Origin of the sequence: Staphylococcus sp. HMSC036D05, from assembly GCF_001836225.1 — a bacterium.
Lineage (GTDB): Bacteria > Bacillota > Bacilli > Staphylococcales > Staphylococcaceae > Staphylococcus > Staphylococcus caprae.
Genome location: NZ_KV827781.1, coordinates 818,605 through 841,868, shown reverse-complemented (window position 1 = coordinate 841,868; position 23,264 = coordinate 818,605). Strand labels below are relative to the sequence as shown.

Annotated in this window: 19 protein-coding genes, 2 pseudogenes and 1 riboswitch; of the genes and pseudogenes, 15 read left to right on the top strand and 6 right to left on the bottom strand. The window is 31.9% G+C overall.

The window, feature by feature from the left end; genetic code table 11:
- The first annotated feature begins 10 nt into the window (after window positions 1-10).
- From mgtE to fabI, 3 genes are all read left to right on the top strand, one after another.
- Window positions 11-1,396 (top strand): magnesium transporter, encoded by a 1,386-nt coding sequence (gene mgtE / locus HMPREF2580_RS08555; protein WP_070831994.1) that lies wholly within the window; start codon window positions 11-13, stop codon window positions 1,394-1,396.
- A gap of 8 nt (window positions 1,397-1,404) precedes the next feature.
- A complete protein-coding gene (locus tag HMPREF2580_RS08550; RefSeq protein ID WP_070831992.1) occupies window positions 1,405-3,249 on the top strand; it encodes a monovalent cation:proton antiporter family protein in 1,845 nt (614 codons plus the stop codon).
- 213 nt (window positions 3,250-3,462) lie between these two features.
- A complete protein-coding gene (gene fabI, locus HMPREF2580_RS08545) occupies window positions 3,463-4,233 on the top strand; it encodes an enoyl-ACP reductase FabI (RefSeq protein ID WP_002441867.1) in 771 nt (256 codons plus the stop codon).
- Between the two features lie 120 nt (window positions 4,234-4,353).
- Here fabI and cozEa read toward each other — a convergent pair whose 3' ends face one another.
- A complete protein-coding gene (gene cozEa / locus HMPREF2580_RS08540) occupies window positions 4,354-5,439 on the bottom strand; it encodes a lipoteichoic acid biosynthesis protein CozEa (protein WP_044466316.1) in 1,086 nt (361 codons plus the stop codon).
- Window positions 5,440-5,713: 274 nt separating this feature from the next.
- Between cozEa and HMPREF2580_RS08535 the strand changes: the two genes are divergently transcribed.
- Together HMPREF2580_RS08535 and HMPREF2580_RS08530 are read left to right on the top strand one after the other, a co-directional pair.
- A complete protein-coding gene (locus HMPREF2580_RS08535; RefSeq protein WP_002441875.1) occupies window positions 5,714-6,460 on the top strand; it encodes an esterase family protein in 747 nt (248 codons plus the stop codon).
- Between the two features lie 172 nt (window positions 6,461-6,632).
- On the top strand, window positions 6,633-7,142 hold the full coding sequence (locus HMPREF2580_RS08530) for a YjcG family protein (protein WP_002441877.1): 510 nt from the start codon (window positions 6,633-6,635) through the stop codon (window positions 7,140-7,142).
- A gap of 290 nt (window positions 7,143-7,432) precedes the next feature.
- Here HMPREF2580_RS08530 and ltaA read toward each other — a convergent pair whose 3' ends face one another.
- Window positions 7,433-8,626: a lipoteichoic acid biosynthesis MFS flippase LtaA gene (ltaA, locus tag HMPREF2580_RS08525; protein ID WP_002441879.1), complete on the bottom strand. Its 1,194-nt coding sequence runs from the start codon at window positions 8,624-8,626 to the stop codon at window positions 7,433-7,435.
- Window positions 8,604-9,779 (bottom strand): diglucosyl diacylglycerol synthase, encoded by a 1,176-nt coding sequence (locus tag HMPREF2580_RS08520; RefSeq protein WP_070831988.1) that lies wholly within the window; start codon window positions 9,777-9,779, stop codon window positions 8,604-8,606. The genes ltaA and HMPREF2580_RS08520 overlap by 23 nt, the downstream gene beginning before the upstream one ends.
- A 538-nt stretch (window positions 9,780-10,317) precedes the next feature.
- Between HMPREF2580_RS08520 and HMPREF2580_RS08515 the strand changes: the two genes are divergently transcribed.
- From HMPREF2580_RS08515 to HMPREF2580_RS08485, 8 genes and pseudogenes are all read left to right on the top strand, one after another.
- On the top strand, window positions 10,318-11,802 hold the full coding sequence (locus HMPREF2580_RS08515) for a UDP-N-acetylmuramoyl-L-alanyl-D-glutamate--L-lysine ligase (protein WP_070831986.1): 1,485 nt from the start codon (window positions 10,318-10,320) through the stop codon (window positions 11,800-11,802).
- On the top strand, window positions 11,792-12,031 hold the full coding sequence (locus tag HMPREF2580_RS08510; RefSeq protein WP_070831982.1) for a YueH family protein: 240 nt from the start codon (window positions 11,792-11,794) through the stop codon (window positions 12,029-12,031). Before HMPREF2580_RS08515 ends, HMPREF2580_RS08510 begins: the two co-directional genes overlap by 11 nt.
- A gap of 15 nt (window positions 12,032-12,046) precedes the next feature.
- Complete coding sequence (locus HMPREF2580_RS08505) at window positions 12,047-13,609, top strand: peptide chain release factor 3 (protein ID WP_070831979.1); 1,563 nt, start codon at window positions 12,047-12,049, stop codon at window positions 13,607-13,609.
- 137 nt (window positions 13,610-13,746) lie between these two features.
- A riboswitch (yybP-ykoY riboswitch) is annotated at window positions 13,747-13,872 on the top strand.
- A 71-nt stretch (window positions 13,873-13,943) separates the two neighbouring features.
- Window positions 13,944-14,744 carry a TerC family protein gene (locus HMPREF2580_RS08500; protein ID WP_002441889.1) on the top strand — a complete coding sequence of 267 codons (801 nt, stop codon included), beginning with the start codon at window positions 13,944-13,946 and terminating at the stop codon, window positions 14,742-14,744.
- Window positions 14,745-14,955: 211 nt separating this feature from the next.
- Window positions 14,956-15,184 (top strand): annotated as a pseudogene (locus tag HMPREF2580_RS12545) (serine protease); the annotation flags it as partial.
- 536 nt (window positions 15,185-15,720) lie between these two features.
- Window positions 15,721-16,836, top strand: a pseudogene (locus HMPREF2580_RS12540) (S1C family serine protease); the annotation flags it as partial.
- Window positions 16,837-16,853: 17 nt separating this feature from the next.
- Window positions 16,854-18,215: a TrkH family potassium uptake protein gene (locus HMPREF2580_RS08490; RefSeq protein ID WP_002441893.1), complete on the top strand. Its 1,362-nt coding sequence runs from the start codon at window positions 16,854-16,856 to the stop codon at window positions 18,213-18,215.
- A 156-nt stretch (window positions 18,216-18,371) separates the two neighbouring features.
- Window positions 18,372-19,880, top strand: a complete 1,509-nt coding sequence (locus HMPREF2580_RS08485) for a bifunctional metallophosphatase/5'-nucleotidase (protein WP_070831973.1) — start codon at window positions 18,372-18,374, stop codon at window positions 19,878-19,880.
- A gap of 95 nt (window positions 19,881-19,975) precedes the next feature.
- Here the strand turns inward: HMPREF2580_RS08485 and HMPREF2580_RS08480 are convergent, their stop codons facing one another.
- Together HMPREF2580_RS08480 and HMPREF2580_RS08475 are read right to left on the bottom strand one after the other, a co-directional pair.
- Window positions 19,976-20,578, bottom strand: coding sequence for a CPBP family glutamic-type intramembrane protease (locus HMPREF2580_RS08480; protein ID WP_002441897.1), 603 nt, complete (start codon window positions 20,576-20,578; stop codon window positions 19,976-19,978).
- A 5-nt stretch (window positions 20,579-20,583) separates the two neighbouring features.
- On the bottom strand, window positions 20,584-20,769 hold the full coding sequence (locus tag HMPREF2580_RS08475) for a YkvS family protein (protein ID WP_002433441.1): 186 nt from the start codon (window positions 20,767-20,769) through the stop codon (window positions 20,584-20,586).
- Window positions 20,770-20,973: 204 nt separating this feature from the next.
- On the opposite strand from HMPREF2580_RS08475, the gene HMPREF2580_RS08470 reads away from it, so the two are divergent.
- A complete protein-coding gene (locus HMPREF2580_RS08470) occupies window positions 20,974-21,960 on the top strand; it encodes a lipoate--protein ligase (RefSeq protein ID WP_002441899.1) in 987 nt (328 codons plus the stop codon).
- Window positions 21,961-22,037: 77 nt separating this feature from the next.
- On the opposite strand, the gene HMPREF2580_RS08465 is transcribed toward HMPREF2580_RS08470, so the two are convergent.
- Window positions 22,038-22,256, bottom strand: coding sequence for an IDEAL domain-containing protein (locus HMPREF2580_RS08465; protein ID WP_070831970.1), 219 nt, complete (start codon window positions 22,254-22,256; stop codon window positions 22,038-22,040).
- 220 nt (window positions 22,257-22,476) lie between these two features.
- Here HMPREF2580_RS08465 and HMPREF2580_RS08460 point away from each other — a divergent pair, with 220 nt between their 5' ends.
- The gene (locus HMPREF2580_RS08460; protein WP_002441902.1) at window positions 22,477-23,052 is read left to right on the top strand and encodes a competence protein ComK; all 576 of its coding nucleotides are present in this window, start codon (window positions 22,477-22,479) and stop codon (window positions 23,050-23,052) included.
- Window positions 23,053-23,264 lie beyond the last annotated feature (212 nt).

Below are 23,264 nucleotides of genomic sequence, written 5' to 3'. Positions count from 1 at the left end.
GGTGTAATGAATGTCTAACGACGCAGAGACTAAAGAGAATGTGCGTGAAGACGTATATAATGAAGAATTATTAGATAGATTATTAGATGAAAATGATATAGATCAGTTTAGAGATGAATTTTTATCTATGCACAATTACGAACAAAGTGAGTACTTTGAGGATACAGACGATGATAAAAGACAAAAAATATTTGAGTTTTTATCTCCGAAAGAAGTAGCAAATTTCTTCGATCAATTAGATATTGACGATGAAGATTACGAAGACCTTTTTGATAAGATTAATGCTACGTATGCAAGTCATGTTTTAGAAGAAATGTCTTATGATAACTCAGTAGATATTTTAAATGAGTTATCTAAATCTAAAGTCGCTAGCTTACTTACACTAATGGATAAAGATGAAGCAAATGAGATAAAAGCTTTATTACATTATGAAGAAGATACCGCCGGCGGTATCATGACTACAGAATATATTTCTCTTAAAACTACGACACCTGTTAAAGAAGCACTGATGCATGTTAAGGAACAAGCTCCAGATGCTGAAACAATTTACGTTATCTTCGCTGTGAATGAAGCAGGTCAACTTGTAGGAGTACTTTCTTTAAGAGACTTAATTGTTGCGGAGAATGATTCATATATAGAAGATGTTATGAGTGAACGTGTCATTAGTGTAAATGTCGCTGATGACCAAGAAAACGTTGCACAAGTTATGAGAGATTATGACTTTATCGCAGTACCAGTTGTAGATTACCAAAATCATTTATTAGGTATCATTACTATAGACGATATCTTAGATGTCATGGATGAAGAGGCTAGTGAAGACTACTCACGTTTAGCCGGTGTCTCTGATATAGACTCTACAAGTGATTCTGTTGTAAAAACTGCGACTAAACGTCTTCCGTGGCTTATCGTCTTAACGTTCTTAGGGATGATAACGGCAACAATTCTAGGTAGTTTCGAAGATACTTTATCGAAGGTTGCTTTATTAGCTGCGTTTATACCTATTATTAGTGGGATGTCTGGAAATTCAGGTACTCAATCGTTAGCCGTTTCAGTACGTAATATTTCAACTGGAGAAATAAATGAACAAAGTAAATTTAGAATTGCATTAAGAGAGGCCGGTAGTGGATTTTTATCTGGACTCATTTGTGCTATTGTACTTTTCTTAATTATTGTAGTTATATACAGACAACCGTTATTAGCACTTATTGTAGGTGGAAGTCTAACTTGTGCTATGACAGTGGGTACATTAGTAGGTTCAATGATTCCGCTTCTTATGAATAAATTTAAAATTGACCCAGCAGTTGCAAGTGGTCCATTTATTACAACAATTAATGATATTGTCAGTATGTTAATTTATTTCGGTTTAGCAACTTCATTTATGTCATATTTAACTTAGGAGGTCTCATGGAGTTTTTATCATTAGTTATTGTAGTTGTTGCTGCATTTTTAACTCCAATTATCGTTAACCGACTTAATATTAATTTCTTGCCTGTCGTTGTGGCAGAGATTTTGATGGGAATTATCATTGGCCATTCTCTTCTCAACATAGTAGAGAGAGATTCGGTACTTAATATTTTATCTACATTAGGTTTTATATTTTTAATGTTTTTAAGCGGTTTAGAAATTGATTTCAAGGCTTTTAAAAAGGATTCCCGTTCAAGACAAGGTGAAAATAAACAAGAAACACATATACCGAGTCATTTAAACCTAGCATTAACTGTATTTGGTTTTATCATGCTTATTTCAATCATTTTAGCCTACATATTCAAGTGGTTAGGTTTAGTAGATGACGTACTATTAATGGTAATCATAATATCTACCATATCTTTAGGCGTTGTGGTTCCGACACTTAAAGAAATGAATATTATGCGTACAACGATAGGTCAATTCATACTATTAGTCGCAGTTTTGGCTGACTTAGTTACAATGATTTTATTAACGATCTATGGTGCTATCAACGGTCATGGTGGTAGTACGATTTGGTTAACTGGTATATTAATCGTTTTCACTGTCATTTTCTACATATTAGGTGGACTATTTAAAAGAATGTCGTTTTTACAAAAGTTAATGGATGGGACGACACAAATAGGGATTCGTGCAGTTTTTGCATTGATTATTTTACTAGTAGCTCTTGCTGAGGGCGTAGGCGCTGAATATATACTAGGCGCATTCTTAGCAGGTGTAGTCGTGTCTTTACTTAATCCAGATGAAGAAATGGTAGAAAAGTTAGATTCTTTCGGTTACGGATTCTTTATACCGATATTCTTTATTATGGTGGGTGTGGACTTAAATATTCCGTCCTTAATTAAAGAACCATCGATACTTTTAATTATTCCTGTACTTATTTTAGCTTTTATCGTTTCAAAACTTATACCAGTATTCTTTATCAAGCGTTGGTTTGATACAAAAACGACGATTGCTTCAGCATTTTTATTAACTTCTACACTTTCATTAGTTATTGCAGCAGCAAAAATTGCAGAGCAACTCAAAACAATTTCAGCGGAAACGTCAGGCATTTTAATTTTAAGTGCTGTCATTACATGCGTTTTTGTGCCGATTATTTTCAAAAAAATGTTTCCAATTCCAAATGAAGTTAATCGTCGCATAGAAGTGAGTTTAATTGGTAAGAACCAGTTAACAATTCCAATTGCACAGAATTTGACCTCTCAATTGTATGATATATCACTTTATTATCGAAAGGATTTAAGTGACAGTAGAAAATTATCAGATGAAATTACAATGGTAGAGATTTCTGATTATGAAGAAGACTTACTAGAACGTTTAGGACTTTTTGAACGAGATATTGTGGTATGCGCAACGAATGATGATGAAATTAATAGAAAAGTTGCTTTAATGGCTAAGAAGCATGAAGTGAATCGTGTGATTTGTAGATTAGAAAATTCAAACGAAGATGCTGAAATTAAAGCACAAGGTATTGAAGTATTCAGTAACTACCTTAGTAATAAAATATTATTAAAAGGTTTAATTGAAACACCGAATATGTTAAATCTTTTAAGTAATGTGGAAACATCACTATATGAAATTCAAATGTTAAATCATCAATATGAAAATATTCAATTACGTAATTTCCCATTCGGAGGAGACATTATATTTGTTCGAATTTTACGTAATAACGAATCCATAGTGCCTCATGGTGATACACAATTGCGTTATAAAGACCGATTAATTGTTACAGGATCAAAAGAATATGTTGATGAACTTAAACAAGAATTAGAATTTTATTATTAAATTCAAATAACCCATAGTTAACGAACTGGTGCATGATAAAATGCGCCAGTTCTTTTAAGTAGGGTTGAGTATAAGTCTTTCGTGGCATGCTAAATCACTTTATTATCAGGTACTAAAAGTGTTAAACTGTATATGGTAAATAGGTTATAAATGAAGTTGGTTTTTAACCATAAATAAACATTAATTATTTTATTATTAAGGAGTTATACTGCAATGTTAAATTTGGAGAATAAAACATATGTCATTATGGGTATTGCGAATAAACGTAGTATCGGTTTTGGCGTTGCTAAAGTATTAGACAAATTAGGTGCGAAATTAGTATTTACATATCGTAAAGATCGTAGTCGCAAAGAATTAGAAAAATTATTAGAACAATTAAATCAATCTGAACATCATTTATATCAAATTGATGTGCAAAGTGATGAAGACGTTATCAATGGTTTTGCTAAAATTGGTGAAGAAGTAGGTAACATTGATGGTGTATATCATTCAATTGCTTTCGCTAATATGGAAGATTTAAGAGGTCGTTTCTCTGAAACATCTCGTGACGGTTTCTTACTTGCACAAGACATTAGTTCTTATTCATTAACAATTGTTGCACACGAAGCTAAGAAATTGATGCCTGAAGGCGGTAGCATTGTCGCAACAACTTATCTTGGTGGAGAATTTGCGGTTCAAAACTATAATGTGATGGGTGTTGCTAAAGCAAGCTTAGAAGCTAATGTGAAATATTTAGCTTTAGATTTAGGAGAAGATAATATCCGTGTGAATGCTATTTCAGCTGGTCCTATTCGTACTTTAAGTGCAAAAGGTGTAGGCGGATTTAATACAATTCTTAAAGAAATTGAAGAACGTGCACCATTAAAACGTAATGTGGATCAAGAAGAGGTTGGTAAAACAGCAGCTTACTTATTAAGTGATTTATCAAGCGGTGTAACTGGTGAGAACATCCACGTTGATAGTGGTTTCCACGCAATTAAATAATAACTTCATTTAAATATTGAAGTGTGTGAAGTGGTTGAGTTGCAAGCTCAACCGCTTTTTCTTTATTCAAATAAACACCACTTACGAAAAGGTAAGTGGTGTTTATATATCAAGTTATTGTTAATCTTTAACATTGCTATTCGCTTTATCAATGATACGTTGGCGATATTTAAATATATTGCTAACTAATGTTTTAAGTACTGCATATAATGGTACAGCGATAAGAATTAAAGTAAAGCCACCTAAATCTCCTGCTGCCAAGATCACAACAATGATTGTTAGAGGATGGATACTTAAAGATTTACCCATAACGTTAGGCGTAATTACATTACCTTCAAGTTGTTGAGCAACTAAAGTTACAATACATACCCAAATGAATGTTGTTGGTCCATCGATAATACCTAGAATAGCGGCAGGCGCAAATGATAGCCATGGTCCTAGGAAAGGAATTAAGTTAGCTACGCCGGCGAATAATACTAGTAACGGCGTATAAGGCAATCCAATGATAGTATAACCAATATATAAAATGATACCTAGTATGACACTAACCGTTACTTGACCTTGGATATAAGATTTTAAAGTGAAGTTTAAGTCTTTTAGTAAATCTACTACGAATACTTTACGTTCACCTTTGAAAAATTTACCAATAGCAGGAATGAATTTTTCATGATCTTTTAACATATAGATTAAGAAGAAAGGCACCATGATTAATAAGAAAACTGTTGAAATAAATGATGTGATATATGTGACTGAATTAGATAAGATTGAAGTTACACCATCACCCATAGATCTAACAGCTTTATTAATGCGGTGTGTCACATCGTCAGGTAGTTTATCCATTTGTTTTAAAGAGAAGTTGATGAGATGTTCAGCTTCTTTTTGCAATGCTGGTGTTTGTTTGATTAAGTTATTTATATTGGAAATAATAATCGGTGCGATAAATGAAACTACAATAGCAATGATTGCTATTAAACCGATAAATATTGTTAGAATACTTGCCCATCGTGGAAATCCCCACTTTTCAAGCAAATTTTGAAATGGTAAACATATGTAAAATAGAAAACCACTAATTAAGAATGGAAGGAATACAGAGCCGATAATTGTAGCAATTGGTGTAAATACATTGTGTACTTCCATAAATAGTTTGATGAGTATGAACAGCATGATGAAAAATATGCCAGTTCTGAACCAAACTTTATTGAACATAAACCTCTTTCCTCCTATTACGTTTCATTTATTTATTCCTAATAAGTATATCTTAAAAACCTATCTTTAAAAAGAGAAAAATGCTTTCCTAGTCATCGTTAAGAATGATGAGAATCAGAAAATATGATTTGAACAATGAACATGATTTAGTAAACGACTTTGATTTTTAAAATGTGATTTAAACATGATATTCAATCGTTAAATTGATTTTCAAGAATTTAAAAGTAGTTTAAGTATTGGTACAATAATACTACTACGACGAGGGGGCTCATATATGACAGAGTTTAATGCTGGAAAGATAAATAAAAAGGTAATACATAGTGATATTTTAGATAGAGATGTAACGCTCTCCATTTATTTGCCAGAGGAGTATACAGAACTATTTAAGTATCAAGTTATTTTATGTTTTGATGGATTAGATTTCTTAAGATTTGGTAGAATACAACGTGCTTATGAACAATTGAGAAAGGATAATGACATACAAAGAGCAATTATTGTAGGATTTCATTATGAAGATGTTGATAAACGTAGAGAAGAATTCCATCCTTCTGGAAGCCGTTCTCATCTAACAGTACAAGCTGTTGGTAAAGAGATTCTGCCGTATGTTGACTCTACTTTTCCAACTTATAAAGTAGGTAACGCTAGATTACTTATCGGGGACAGTTTGGCTGGTAGTATTGCTTTAATGACAGCTTTAACGTATCCGACGATTTTCAGTCAGGTTGCAATGTTAAGCCCGATGTATAACCAAAATATTAAACAGAAATTAGAAAGTTGTGATGATAGAAAGCAACTTACTTTATGGCATGCAATTGGTTTAGAGGAAGAAGATTTTACTTTACCTACTAATGGTGAAAGAGCTAATTTTCTCACACCAAATAGAGAACTTTCTGAGCTCATTAAAGGCTATGATATGGATTATTATTATACTGAATTTGAAGGCGGTCATAGTTGGAAATCGTGGAAACCTATGTTAGGAGATATCTTAAAATATTTCTTAAGCGATGTTATTCCAGATTAAGTTCTTGTTTTAAAAGATATATTTAACATTATAAAAATGATTTAGAAGTTTCTTGAAAAGTAAATATCTTAAATGTAGAAATTTCTAAAATGTAATTGTTTTCACTTTTAAAGTAACGGTTTTCAAAAAATTTTGATATAATGGAAATATGTTAAACAAAGGAGGAATTTAAATGATTTTAGGATTAGCATTAGTTCCGTCTGAGTCATTTCAAGATGAGGTGAATGCATACCGTAAGCGTTATGATACGCATTATGCGCAAATTATGCCTCATATTACAATTAAATCTCAATTTGAAATCGACGATAATGAATTAAATTCTATTAAAGAAGAAGTGAAAAAACGTATTAGCGACATTCAACCTGTCGATGTACATGCGACAAAAGCTTCAAATTTTGCTCCAACAACAAATGTGATTTACTTCAAAGTGGCAAAAACTGATTCATTAGAAAAATTATTCGATCAATTTAACACTGACGAGTTTTATGGTAAAGCTGAACATACTTTTGTTCCGCATTTTACAATTGCACAAGGCCTTTCAAGCCAAGAGTTCGAAGATATTTATGGTCAAGTTAAATTAGCAGGGGTAGATCATAAAGAAACAATTAGTGAACTTTCTTTACTACAATATAGTGAAGAAGACGATAAATGGTCAGTAATAGAGACATTTAAGTTAGGATAATAAAAATATATGGAAGTGGGGCAGACATTTCATTTGGCAAATTATTTTTGTTGTTCCACATCCAACTTGCATTATTTACAGAATTTCATAAAAAAGAAATTCTCTATGTTGGGAATTGTCGGCAAGGATGGCTATGATTGAAAGAAGCTTTGTTTAAGCGCTATCCCAATTCAGACATTTATTGCCAATATGTTAAAGAAAGCTGAGATAATCATGTCTTAGCTTTCTTTTTTACTAAGATAAAAGAAAAACGTTCAGAACTCAAAAATTCTGAACGCTTTAGTGATCTATTATGATTTGGAGTTTTGTTTACCACTAATAAAGTAATAACCGTAAAATACAGCGAGCGATATAAAGATTAAAGCTGAAAAATAGAATGTATTATTTAAACTATTTGTAAATTGTGTAATTAAACCACCGATTAAAGGACCTATCATAGATCCGAAACCTTGAACACTATTAAATACGCCCCAAGTTTCCTCTTGTTCGTCGGGGTTAATATGTCCAGCCATAAACGTATTCCACGCTGGTAACAAAATTCCGTACATTAATCCAATAAACAGGGCAATGACCCATACGATATAAATATTAGTTACCATTGATAGTCCGAATATTAGGATAGTATATAAGATGAATCCACCGAAAATAATACTATACATAAATCCGCGACTGTTATTGTCAATAATCTTCGATAAAAATAACATTGAAACTGCGCAACCAATACCGCCAATAATGATAGCAACAGTATATTCAACGGTAGAAACTTTAACTACTTTAGTAGCATATTTAGGTAAAATTGGGACTAGTGCTGCTATAGCTGCACCTTGTAATAATATCCCGGGAAATAAAACAAGGTGGCGTTTTGTTACATCTACAATTTGTTTAAGTTGCTCGGGAACTGGTTTAGTATTATAGTTAGTTAATTTAATGTTAACAAAGTAATATAAAATCCAAGCTATAAGAACAACTAATGACATCATAAATGCAAATCGAGTCGGATGTAATTTGATTAATAAATTCATTACAACCATACCGACTAATAAACCAAGTAACCATGAAAAATAAACATAGCCCATCTGTTTGCCACGATTATTTTCCTCGACACTAGACAGCATGATCACCCATATAGGGCTCACAGCAATACCCAGCATAATTGAACTAAAGATAATTACAAAAGGTGAGGCTGGAAACCAAATCACTAAAAATAAACTTACAAATGCGAGTAAAAAGCCAGCAGTAAGTACCACTTTGGCACCAAATTTCTTGAGTAAGAAACCAATGACAAAGTTCGTAGCTGCATCAGCTATAAAATGAATGGAAAATGCAAATGAAGTAATTGCAATTGCAATCGACGTCACAGTAGGTAAGAAGTTAATATAACTTAGTATGTACATGCCTCGTGCAAATTCCATTAAGAATAAAATAACTAACATAATAACGAAATTTCTGTTATTAGAATAATTATTTAACGAAGAATCTTGCATATAAAGGAACCTTTCCGTATATTTCTTCAGGTTGTGATGAGTGACCAATTAAGTCTAATAAGTCTCTACATAATTTTTGAGTTGAATAACTTACCTTTGATTCTCGCATTTGATTAGTCATATTTTCCAATTTATGTTCATGATTGGTTAAATCGGATACGATATTGATTGCTTCATTAGGTGTATCTGCAATCTTGCCGAATCCTTTTTCTTCGAAATAATGAGCATTTTCAAGTTCTTGTCCAGGAGCAGGATTTAAGAAAATCATCGGAATACATCTTGTTAATCCTTCGGAAATTGTAATCCCGCCTGGTTTAGTAATCATGAGCTGACTTGAAGCCATCCATTCATTCATATAATTTGTGTAGCCAAGAATTAAAACGCTTGGATTATCTTTAAATTTTGATTTTAATGAGCGTTTGAGTTCTTTACTACGCCCACATATCATCACCACTTGAGAGTGAGGACTCTTATCTAATATTTCATTAATCATGTAATCGAACCCTTTAGATACGCCGAATGCACCAGCTGACATTAAAATCGTAGGTTTATTCGGGTCTAAATGATGTTTGGCTAACCAAGCTTCTTTATTGATAGGTTCTTCAAATTTATCTGCAATTGGAATACCTGTAACTTTAATATGAGAGGCTGGAACACCAGCTTCTACGAAATCTTGTTTCGTATCTTTTGTAGCTACGTAATATCTTTGCGAATCCGGAGTAATCCAGTTCTTATGCATACGATAATCAGTCATGACAGTGGCAATTGGGATGTTAATGTTGAATTGTTCTGTTAATACTGACATCACTGGTGTAGGGAATGTTAATAAGATTAAGTCCGGTTTCTCTTTAATAAGTAAATTAATTAACTTATTTAATCCATAATATTTATAAAAACATTTATCAAGCTCGTTAGGGCGGCTATAATAAAAACGTTTATACATATTTCTAAAATATCTAAAGCTATTGATGTACCATTTTTTACATATAGAAGTCATAATTGGATGAGCTTCCATAAATAAATCATGTTGTATTACTGATAAATGATCGAGGTTCATTTCATTCAATTGGTTGACAATACTTTGCGTGACTTGCATATGACCGTTACCAAAAGAGCCAGTAATAATCAATATCTTTTTATTTTGAGTAACCATTTATAGCCACCCTCCATTAATTTTTAAAATTTATAATAAGTGTAACGTATTTTCATACATTATAAAAGGAATTAAGCGACAATAAATCTTAGCAATCATCCACTATAAATGCAGTGTGCAACACTTTTTAAATAGTTTAACTACTATGCAAACTAAATAACTAAAATTTTTATTTATGCATTATACCATACTCATCTTCAAAATAAGTTTTAAATTACTCAAATAAAAATTCGTTGTAACTCAAAAGTATCTTAGCAAAATCTTTATAATTTCTTAACCTATTTTCATACTAGCATTATTTGTAGAAATTGTATCGGGATGAAAAGGGTTATGGAAATATTTTAAAGATATTTTTACTTTAGCTTAATAAAATAGCTTCATATTAACATTAAAATCATATATAGATAGTTAAAATGAAATAATACTAAATATTGAAGAATTCATTTGGAACACATTGAATTGCACAAATAAGAATAAATTTATCAACACTCACAAAACGTGTATAATAGAATTATTGTAAAAAAAGGAGCGATACATTTTGAATGCAAGTGCGTTGTTCGAAAAAATAAGAGTAAAAAACGTAATTGGAACGTTAGATATAAATGTAGATGATATTACTACTGATTCACGTACAGCCAAAGAAGGAAGTATATTCGTTGCTTCTAAAGGATATACAGTCGATAGTCATAAATTTTGTCAAAATGTCATTGAACAAGGATGTCGTATTGTTGTCGTGAATAGAGAACTAGAACTTGAGGGAGACGTGACACAAGTCATTGTTCCTGACACTTTACGTGTTGCGAGTTTGCTTGCCCATACGTTATTTGATTTTCCGAGTCATCAATTAACAACATACGGTGTGACAGGTACCAACGGCAAAACTTCAATTGCTACGATGATTCATTTAATTTATAGAAAGTTAAATAAAAGTAGTGCATATTTAGGAACAAATGGATTCCAAATTAATGAAAAGAAAACGAAAGGTGCAAACACTACACCAGAAACGGTCTCTTTAACTAAGAAAATTAAAGAAGCTGTGGATGAGGGTGCTGAAGCAATGACGTTGGAAGTGTCTAGTCATGGTTTATCTCTTGGACGCTTAAGAGGCGTTGAATTTGATGTAGCTATCTTCTCAAATTTAACTCAAGATCATTTGGATTTCCATGGCACAATGGAAGCATATGGTCATGCTAAATCATTATTATTTAGCCAACTCGGTGAAGACTTATCTAAAGAAAAATATGTTGTGTTGAATAATGACGATGATTTTTCAGGTTACTTAGCAAGTGTCACGCCTTATGAAGTATTTACATATGGTATAGATAACGAAGCACAATTTATGGCTAAAAATATTAATGAATCTCTTCAAGGTGTCGAGTTTGATTTGAGTACACCATTCGGAGATTATCATGTGAAGTCACCATATGTTGGGCGTTTCAACATTTCTAATATTATGGCAGCTATCATTGCGGTATGGAGTAAAGGTGCCACAATGGAAGAAATTATTAATGCTGTAACTTCTTTAGAACCTGTGGAAGGCCGTTTAGAAGTGCTTGACCCATCATTACCAATCGATTTAATTATTGACTATGCACATACTGCAGACGGAATGAATAAATTAATTGATGCTGTGCAACCATTTGTAAAACAAAAATTAATATTCTTAGTTGGCATGGCTGGTGAAAGAGATATGACTAAAACTCCAGAAATGGGTAGTGTTGCTTGTCGTGCAGATTATGTTATCTTTACTCCAGACAACCCTGCTAACGATGACCCTAAAATGCTTACAGCCGAATTGGCTAAAGGCGCTACACATGATAATTATGTGGAATTTGACGATCGTGCAGAAGGCATTAGACATGCAATAGATGTAGCTGAACCTGGCGATACTGTCGTATTAGCCTCTAAAGGTAGAGAACCTTATCAAATCATGCCAGGACATGTGAAAGTGCCGCATAGAGATGATTTAATCGGATTAGAAGCTGCGTATAAGAAATTTGGCGGTGGCCCTGTTGAAGATTAAGCAACTTTGCCATAATAGTTTAAGAATGAATGTCTATTTTTACCAAAATGTAGATAAGGAAGTTATGATGATCGCGATTCCAGATATATACTGGTCTGTTGAACTGCCTATTGAAATGTCTAAAGATGAAATTCATGAAGAACTATTAATGCAATTTTTTAATTTTTATACGGAAAATGAAGCGGACGCACTTGCACGCGACATTTGTGAATTAATCGCAACAAACTAAAAGGAGAATAAATGAATGAATTTAAAGGAAGAAGTAGAGTCTAGAAAAACATTTGCCATCATCTCACATCCCGATGCTGGTAAAACGACCTTAACTGAAAAATTGTTATACTTCAGTGGTGCGATAAGAGAAGCAGGTACTGTTAAAGGTAAAAAGTCAGGAAAATTCGCAACAAGTGACTGGATGAAAGTAGAACAAGAACGTGGTATCTCAGTTACAAGTTCTGTGATGCAATTCGATTATGATGACTATAAAATTAATATCTTAGATACACCAGGACACGAAGACTTCTCTGAGGATACGTACCGTACATTAATGGCAGTGGATAGTGCTGTAATGGTCATTGACTGTGCGAAAGGGATTGAGCCTCAAACACTTAAATTATTTAAAGTTTGTAAAATGCGAGGCATTCCAATTTTTACTTTCATAAATAAGCTCGACCGAGTAGGTAAAGAGCCGTTTGAGTTATTAGATGAGATCGAAGAAACTTTAAATATTGAAACGTATCCTATGAATTGGCCTATAGGTATGGGACAAAACTTTTTCGGCATTATTGATAGAGAATCTAAAACAATTGAACCATTCAGAGATGAAGAGAATTTATTACATCTAAACGAAGATTATGAACTAGAAGAAAATCATGAGATAAAAAATGATAGTGCTTTTGAACAAGCAATTGAAGAAATGATGCTTGTAGAAGAAGCGGGTGAAGACTTTGACAATGATGCGTTATTAAACGGAGAACTTACACCAGTTTTCTTTGGTTCTGCTTTAGCTAATTTTGGTGTGCAAAACTTCTTGAATGCATATGTTGATCACGCGCCTATGCCAAATGCACGTCAAACAAATGAAGAGGTTGAAGTAAGTCCATTTGATACTGATTTTTCAGGTTTTATTTTCAAAATTCAAGCAAATATGGATCCAAAACATCGTGACAGAATTGCCTTCATGCGTGTTGTCAGTGGTGCGTTTGAAAGAGGTATGGACGTCACATTACAAAGAACGAGTAAAAAACAAAAGATCACACGTTCTACATCATTCATGGCGGATGATAAAGAAACAGTTAACCACGCAGTAGCGGGAGATATTATTGGTTTATACGATACAGGTAATTATCAAATCGGTGATACACTGGTTGGTGGTAAACAGAAATATAGTTTCCAAGATTTACCACAGTTTACACCTGAAATATTTATGAAAGTTTCTGCTAAAAATGTGATGAAACAAAAGCATTTCCATAAAGGAATTGAACAGCTCGTGCAAGAAGGTGCAATTCAATACTATAAAACACTACATACCAATCAAATCATTCTTGGTGCTGTGGGACAATTACAATTTGAAGTTTTTGAACACCGTATGAAGAATGAATACAATGTAGATGTAGTAATGGAACCGGTTGGACGTAAAATTGCACGTTGGATTGAAAATGAAGAAGATATTAAAGACAACATGAATACGTCACGTTCAATTCTTGTGAAAGACAGATACGATAATTACGTGTTCCTATTTGAAAATGAATTTGCGACAAGATGGTTTGAAGAAAAGTTCCCTGATATTAAATTATACAGTTTATTATAAGTTGTAAGTTTAACTTTCATTTTGAAGGGTATTTAATGGGTATCTTTAAGGAAAGTATATAACGAATTTAATATAATTTAGATTGAGTTAGTTATACAAACTATGTATACTATTATTAACAAATGAATACCTATGACACGTTTGTCAGAGGGGAGTAACTTGAGGATAGTAAATGCTAATCAAAGTGATTAGTAGAATACTATTTAACACTTTATCGTCATTACGAAGGTAAGTCTTCCGGTAAAGTGGGCAATACTATTGCTTAGTGAGACCTTTGCTAGGATATAGCATAGGTCTCTTTATTTGTATTTCGAAATAAAAGGAGTTGTCCACTATGGATCCAAGTTTGATTTTACCTTATTTATGGGTGCTTGTAGTACTTGTGTTCTTAGAAGGATTATTAGCAGCTGATAACGCAATTGTTATGGCTGTGATGGTCAAACATTTACCACCAGAGCAACGTAAAAAAGCATTGTTTTATGGTTTATTAGGTGCATTTATATTTAGATTTATTGCTTTATTCTTAATTAGTATTATTGCGAATTTCTGGTGGATCCAAGCAATTGGTGCAATTTATTTAATTTATATGTCTATTAAAAACTTATGGGATTTCTTCCATAAATCTGACGAAGAGCATCATAAAGAAACGGGAGATGACCACCACTATGATGAATCAGGTAATGAAAAGAAGGTTGGACCTAAAGCTTTTTGGGGCACAGTCTTCAAGGTAGAATTTGCTGATATAGCATTCGCAATTGATTCTATGTTAGCAGCCCTAGCTATTGCGGTGACGTTACCTAAGATGGGCATCCATTTCGGTGGAATGGATTTAGGCCAATTTATCGTTATGTTCTTAGGTGGTATGATAGGTGTCATTCTCATGAGATTCGCTGCTAATTGGTTTGTTGAACTTCTAAACAAATACCCTGGTTTAGAAGGTGCAGCATTCGCGATTGTTGGATGGGTTGGTATTAAGCTAGTAGTAATGGTACTGGCACATCCTGATATTGGTGTCTTACCTGAAGAATTTCCACACGGGGCACTATGGCAGTCAATCTTCTGGGCGGTACTTATTTTATTAGTACTTATAGGATGGTTTACTTCTGTAATTAAAAATAAAAAGAATCAAAAGTAATGATATTAGTTTTGAAATGCTCCACTCACTTAAAATTTGAGTGGAGTTTCTTTTTAACTTTGTTGTGTTGAACATTGCAGTTTTATAGTTTAAATATTAGAATTTAAACTATGAACTAAATCATTATGAATTTGGAAAAGCTTAGAAATAACTTATATATATTTTTTTACATATCATACGAATCAAAGTAATTTTAGGAGTGGGTCATCAAGTGGATAATGATAAAAAGCAAGTCATACCCCGTAGCCAGTATCGTCGTAAACGACGAGAATTTTTTCATAATGAAGAAAGAGAAGAACGTATAAGACGAGAACGTGAAGCACAAGAGAAAAAAGTTGAAAAAGCACAGCAACAATCTAAGATGAATGAAGAGCGTGTGAAAGATAACTTACGTAAAGCTAGAATAGAGAAATTAACTCAGGAAGAAATTCAACAGCAACATGAGTTAGCTCAGGAAAGACAAAATGGTGAAAATCAAGAATTACCAGAAAGTCGGTTAGAACAGTCAGAAACTAACAAAACTAAAGATGGTTTAAATTTACCAGAAGACCAACGAAATAATAAAGAACATAGTCAAATTGCGCAAAATAAAGACAATAGAGAAAATAAGGTACCTTATTCAATAACAAATCATCACCAAGATGTAGATAGTAAAGATAATAATCTTTCTAAGGATGAAGGAAATCAACCACAGTCATCTAAAGCAGATATAGTGGATAATAAAGAAATAACTCGTGATAAAAATGAGATTCATAAAGATTCAGCTACACGTAATGGACCAGAAAAAAATCACAAGACAGCAGAAAAAAGTAAACATGAAAATAAAAAACCTTACTCACCTATAAATAATCAATCTACAGAATCTACAAATCAAAATATTGAAAAGGACAATAATCATTCATCACAAGAGACCTCACATAATCAACATCACGAAAACAAAGGTGATCATTTTGATCACATTATAAATGTGATTACCTCATTCTTTAAAAAACATTGGCCTAAATTACTGATTATTATAGGAATCATCTTATTGTTATTAATACTTAATGCTATTTTTACTACAGTAAATAAAAATGATCACACAAATGATAGTGCATTTAATGGGGCGAATAAAAATTATACTACAACAATGAAGAATGCGAATAACACTGTCAAATCAGTAGTCACTGTTCAAAATGATTTATCAAATAATACTACTGTACCAAAAAGTAAATCTGGCTCAGATAATGAAATTGGATCAGGTGTCGTCTACAAAAAAGTGGACGACTCTATTTATATTTTAACGAATGCACATGTTGTAGGTGACAAAGAAAAACAGAAAGTTACATATAGTAATAATAAATCAGTTGAAGGTAAAGTCATTGGTAAAGACAAATGGTCAGATATAGCTGTGGTTAAAGCTAAAATTTCAGACGATAGTATCAAAACTATTACGATGGGAGATTCAAATAATTTAGTATTAGGTGAATCTATTTTAGTCGTGGGCAATCCATTAGGTGTAGACTTTAAAGGCAGTGTTTCTAAGGGGATTATTTCAGGTTTAGACCGTCATGTACCTGTAGATATAGATAAAAATGGTAGTTATGATGTATTAATGAAAGCATTTCAAATTGATGCTCCTGTAAATCCTGGTAATTCAGGTGGCGCAGTTGTTGATAAAGATGGTAGGCTAATCGGTATAGTTTCTTTAAAAATTGATATGGAAAATGTCGAGGGCATGGCTTTTGCTATTCCAATTAATGATGTACGTAAAATAGCGCAACAATTAGAAGATAAAGGAAAAGTAAAATATCCGAATACTGGCATTAAAATTAAAAATGTAGCAGATATGGATGAGTCAGAACGTAATTCTTCAAATTTACCTTCTAATGTAAACAACGGTGTCTTAATTGGAGACGTTGAAAAAAATGGTTTAGGTGAAAAATCAGGCTTGAAAAAAGATGATGTAATAGTAGAATTAGATGGTAAAACTGTTGAAGATAATCTACGTTACAGACAGATAATATTTAGTCATAAAGACGATTTAAAAACTTTAACAGCTAAAATATACAGAAATGGTTCAGAAAAAAATATCAAAATTAAATTGAAATAAACGTTGAGGTGAAATCTATGTCTATTTTAAGTCAATTACTTAAGAAATCGAGTCCTCAACAAGGGATTGTACTATATTATCTCTTCGCAATTGTGGTTGCATTCTTATTATTAAATCTACCTTATGTGCATAAACCTGGTGTAAATGTTAATCCTATTGATACATTATTTGTTGCAGTTTCAGGAATTAGTGTGACAGGGTTATCTCCAGTAAGTATTGGAGACACTTATTCTACGTTTGGACAAATTATCATATTAGTTATCTTAAATATTGGTGGAATTGGTGTTATGGCCATCGGTACACTGTTATGGGTAGTTTTAGGCAAACACATTGGTATAAGAGAACGTCAACTTATTATGTTAGATAATAATAAGGATACAATGAGTGGTACAGTTAAACTGATTTTGGAAATTGTAAGAACAATATTTGTGATTGAACTTGTAGGAGGATTATTATTAGCTTTTTATTTTTATCGAGATAATCCTGACTTGAAAAATGCTTTTATGCAGGGAATATTTGTTTCAGTTTCAGCAACGACCAATGGTGGTCTAGATATTACTGGTCAATCACTTGTACCCTATGCCAAAGACTACTTTGTTCAAACCATAGTGATGTTCTTAATTGTATTAGGGTCAATTGGATTTCCCGTGCTATTAGAATTAAAAGCGTATTTAAAGAATAGAGTTACTAATTTTAGGTTCTCATTATTTACTAAAATTACAACGTCTACATACTTATTTTTATTTGTATTTGGTGTTATATCAATTTTCTTACTTGAACATAACCATGCTTTTAAGGGATTAAGTTGGCATCAATCTTTATTCTATTCATTATTCCAGTCAGCGACTACTAGAAGTGCTGGTTTACAAACAATAGATGCATCGCATTTCAGTGATGCAACGAATATTATTATGAGTATATTAATGTTTATTGGTTCCTCTCCAAGTTCAGTTGGGGGAGGAATTAGAACGACTACCTTTGCAATTCTTATACTTTTTGTGATTAATTTTAATAATACTGCTGATAAAACAGCTATAAAGGCATTTAATAGGGAAGTTCACATTATGGATATCCAAAGATCCTTCGCAGTATTTACAATGGCATCAATTTTAACGTTTATAAGTATGATTGTGATATCAGCCACTGAACAAGGTAAGTTATCATTTTTACAAGTGTTCTTTGAAGTCATGTCAGCTTTTGGGACTTGTGGACTGAGTCTAGGTGCGACTGCTGACAACATTAGTAATATAACTAAAATTGTATTAATGGTTCTTATGTTTATAGGACGTGTTGGCTTAATTTCATTCATTATCATGCTTGCAGGACGTAAAGAACCAGATAAATATAGCTATCCTAAAGAACGTATACAAATTGGTTAAAAATTATGAAAGCACTTTTGGTAAAATATTTTATTTTGCTGAAAGTGTTTTTATTTTAACTTGAAAATCATTACGTAACTTAATAATTGGCCATTAGTTTAATAACACTCGATACTGCTTCCATGTTAAACTTAATCTATTGAGAGGAGTGGCCTGATGGAAAAGAATGAAAATATAACTGTAGATGTCATCGCAACTTCAGATATGCATAGTCACTTCTTAAATGGTGATTATGGATCTAATATTTACAGAGCAGGAACTTACGTAAAAAATGCACGTAAACTAAATAAACATGTCATTTTATTAGATAGCGGAGGAAGTTTAGCCGGTTCACTTGCTGCTTTCTATTATGCAGTTGTCGCTCCTTATAAGCGACATCCAATGATTAAATTAATGAATGCTATGCAATATGATGCTAGTGGTATAAGTCCTAATGAATTTAAATTTGGTCTATCATTTTTAACGCGATCTGTTGCATTGGCTCGATTTCCATGGTTATCTGCGAATATAGAGTATACGGTAACTAGAGAGCCATATTTTTCAACGCCATATACAATTAAAAATTACGATGATTTAAAAATAGCCATCGTCGGATTAACAGCGGACGGACTTATGAAAAATGAATATGCCGAAATGGAAGATGATGTCAGTATTGAAAAGACGTTATTATCTGCTAAGCGATGGATTAGATATATCCATGAAGTAGAGGAACCGGATTTCCTTATTGTTATCTATCATGGCGGACTCAATAAAATTAGCAAACAAAACAAAAGAAATGAACAAAATGCAAACGAAGCTGAAAAAATTATGGAAGAATTAGGTGTGATAGATTTAATTATTACCGCACATCAACATCAAACTGTAGTTGGTAAAGATCATGAGACAGTTTATGTTCAAGCGGGGCAAAATGCCGAAGAATTAGTCCATCTCTCCATACACTTTAAAAAGCGTACGACCTCATATGAAATTGATAATATAGATTCGAAAGTCATAGATTTAAATAATTATGAAGAAGATGAGTTATTACTCAAAGAAACGTATTATGATCGTAAGGCTGTAGAATATTGGGCAGACGAGGTAATATCTAATAATAAATTTAATCTCGAAATTAACGGTATCGAGGAGATAATTTGTAAGCCTCATCCATTTGCCCAATTACTTCATGATGGTATTAGGAATGCATATGATTACAAAATTTCTTGTGTGCATATACCTAAGAATGGTGAAGAAGGGTTAAACGGTGTCATTCGTAATAGAGATTTATATGATGCTTATCCTCATCCAGATAAACCAGTTGATTTAACTGTTAAAGGGAAAAATATCAAAGACATCATTGAATATAGTTACTCTCATATTGAATTTGAACAGGGAACATTGAGTTTAACGATTGTAGATGAAACTTTATTTACATTTTGGCAAGGTTTTAATTATACAGTTGATATGAATAAAGAACCTTATCATAGGGTCGAAATAGAAGACTTAGATAGTGAACGAATGTATAGAATAACTATGACGGATTATTGTTATAGAAACTATAAAGAATATTTAGAAGATGCAATCATTCATGAAACATATGGAGAAACTATGGGTGGCTTGATTAGAAACAATTTAAAAAACACAAACTATGATGTAAAAGTTGAAAATAATTTTAAAGTTAACCTTTAAATAAACCCGTCACTATTATCAACGAGACACGAGGTAAATTTACTTCATTAAAAAAGCATTTCTTAGCCTAAAGTAATCAGACTAAGAAATGCTTTTTATCCGTGAAAAATCAATAATAATATTATAGCAACAATCTGAGCAATAGAAGTTGTAGCTATACGTCTAGTATATTCGTAACTTGCTGATAAAATTAATTGAGTTATAAATATAAAGAATACTATCCACCAGTTATCTAGATAAATGAATAAGGAACTTGAACAAATTGCGACTATAAGTATGCTTAACCATTTAGGTAATTTGTATCGAATTAATTCCTTCTGTAAGACGGTTCTCATATATAATTCATGACATGGAATCACGAACAATAAAGTGACGAGCATTTGCCATTTAAAATAAACACCCGTTCTAGATAATTCTTTAATTAACGATGCGTATGATAAATCTGATGAAATAAGTGAAAAAATAAGTTGTACAATAATAAGTACAATACTTGTAATTATACCAATCCCAATTGAAGTTAATAAACGTTTTGATGCAATGTCTCTTTGATAAAACACATAACTTATTCCTGCTATTAGCATAATGCCAGTATATAAGTACCAGTACTCTTGGTGTTCACCCCACATCACAAATAAAATAGCGTGAAATACGATGAAACTTATAATAAACCAAATTAAAGCTTTAGAAACATTTTTCATTATAATTAACCTTCTTGTTCAACGATTTTATATCGCTTATGATTAATGACAGTCTTCTCAGGTAAATCTAGTTCATTAAAGTTTTCCATGATTGTTAAATCTACAATAACAGAATTGTCATTAATTTTCTCAACACGGCCTCTTAAACCATCATAAAATTCTACAATATTACCTACTTCTGCAACAGTCATAATGAGTCCTCCCTTAAATCATAGCTAGGTAATATTGTACTAAAATTTACATAACAAATAAACTAATATCTTTAAAAAAACTCTATTTGCAGATTTAATTATGAAAAGTAAGACATAAATGAGTATATAATTGGAAATTTTATTATAAATCATTCATAACTAGGGTAAGGGCATATAGAGAGACTTTTTAAGGAGAGGAATGTTATGAAGTTTATTAGTAATAATAATATTACTGATCCCACACTAAACTTAGCAATGGAGGAATATGTTCTTAAAAATCTTCCATCTGAGGAAAGTTATTTCTTATTCTATATTAATAGACCTTCAATTATCGTAGGTAAAAATCAGAATACGATAGAAGAAGTTAATAAAGCGTACATTGATCAACATAAAATTGATGTCGTTCGACGTATATCTGGTGGCGGTGCAGTTTATCATGACACTGGAAATTTAAATTTTAGTTTTATTACTGATGATGATGGTAATAGTTTCCACAACTTCAAAAAATTCACAATGCCGATTGTTCAAGCTTTACAATCACTTGGTGTCAACGCTGAAATGACAGGACGAAATGATATTCAAGTGGGAGAAGCTAAAATTTCGGGAAATGCTATGGTGAAAGTGAAAAATAGAATGTTCAGCCATGGTACGTTGATGTTAAATTGTGAATTAGACGAAGTTCAAAATGCTTTGAAAGTTAATCCTGCTAAGATTAAATCTAAAGGTGTGAAATCAGTTAGAAAGCGTGTTGCTAATATTGATGAGTTTTTAGAAGAACCTTTAGACATTAATGAATTTAAACAAATTATTCTTAAAACTATTTTTGGGGAAAATGAAGTAGAAGAATATGTTTTAACTGATGAAGATTGGAATAACATTGAAAGGTTGAGCAATGAGAAATATCGTACTTGGGAGTGGAATTACGGTAATAATCCTAAATATAATTTTGAGCGTGAAGAAAAATTTGAAAAAGGGTTCATACAAATCAAATTGGATGTTAAAAAAGGTCGTATAGAACATGCTAAGATATTTGGTGATTTCTTTGGTGAAGGAGATATTACTGAGTTAGAGCGTGCACTTGTAGGTTGCTTACATGATTTTGAACATTTAGAAGAAGCATTAGCAAATTATGACTTTTATCACTATTTTGGTGATATTGATAAATATGAAATTATTAGATTAATGTCTTAATTATATTAAAAAGGTCTATTCTCAAACTTAAATTAAGTAGGGAATAGACCTTTTATAATGAGTGACTCGAATCTAAATTATTCACTGAGAAAAGCCTCCAATTTTTTATATTCTTCTGTATACTGAATAAAATTTTCCTTATTTTTGTTAACAAGTGCTTCATCGATAAGCGTTTTAAGTTGTTTCTTTCTCGCTTCCCTTAGTGCTTCATCGATAACGAGTTCAACACCTAAATCGTTTACAGTGGTCACAAAGTCTTCGAGAGTAGTGTGTTTAACATTAGTATTATGATTCATAAAAAATCACTACCTTTCTTTTTTATTTATATATGAGTAGTATACAGTTTTTGTATTTTGAAATCAATGAATATTCTGACATTTAGAAAGAAATATGTGTAAAAAGAAAATAAAAGTAGAACTTGATTTAATTTATGCTTCGTATAAACTAATATTAAGTTATTATTATTAAAAGAAAATAGTAACAATAATTAATATTTTTGTGAAGTGAGGTAATCAAATGACTAATTTTAGTGAATCAATCTATGTTATTAGAAAAGGTGACATGTTAATTCGCCCAAGGTATGATGAATATCAACAAACTTCAGGAGCTGAGATTATTAGATTTGATAAAACTAGAAAGGAGAGTCCTTTTAAAGTACAAAGAATTATTGAAAGGTCTTGCAAATTTTATGGTAATAGCTATTTGAGCAAGAAGTCTGAAACTAATCGAATTACTGGTATTACTAGTAAACCACCTATTTTACTTACTCCTTTATTTCCAACTTACTTTTTCCCAACTCATTCTGATCGACAAGAAGAAAATATATGGATTAACATGCATTATATTGAAAGTATTAAAGAACTTAAAAATCGTAAAAGTAAAATCACATTTGCTAATAATGAATCGTTTATATTAAATGTTTCGTATCATAGTTTATGGCATCAATATACGAATGCAATTATTTATTACTACATGGTCGATAAGCAAGCGCGTATGAAATCAAATGATCCTGAGCAACCTATTGACTATAATCAATCCTCATTAAATATTTTTGAAGCTTTATCTAGATACTCTCTTTTTGAAGAAAAATAGCCGTAAATTCTAGCATTTTAATATTAATAATTGTTTTGAACTTCGTGTGTTTATTTTTAAAATATGCGGAACGTTAATATTAAATTAGTGTAAATGTTCCGTATATTTTTTTAAGATATCTCTTGAAAAACTCAACAAGATTGATATAATAATATTTGTGCTTGATAGAGATACATAAAATAACATTAATCCGCAGTAGCTCAGTGGTAGAG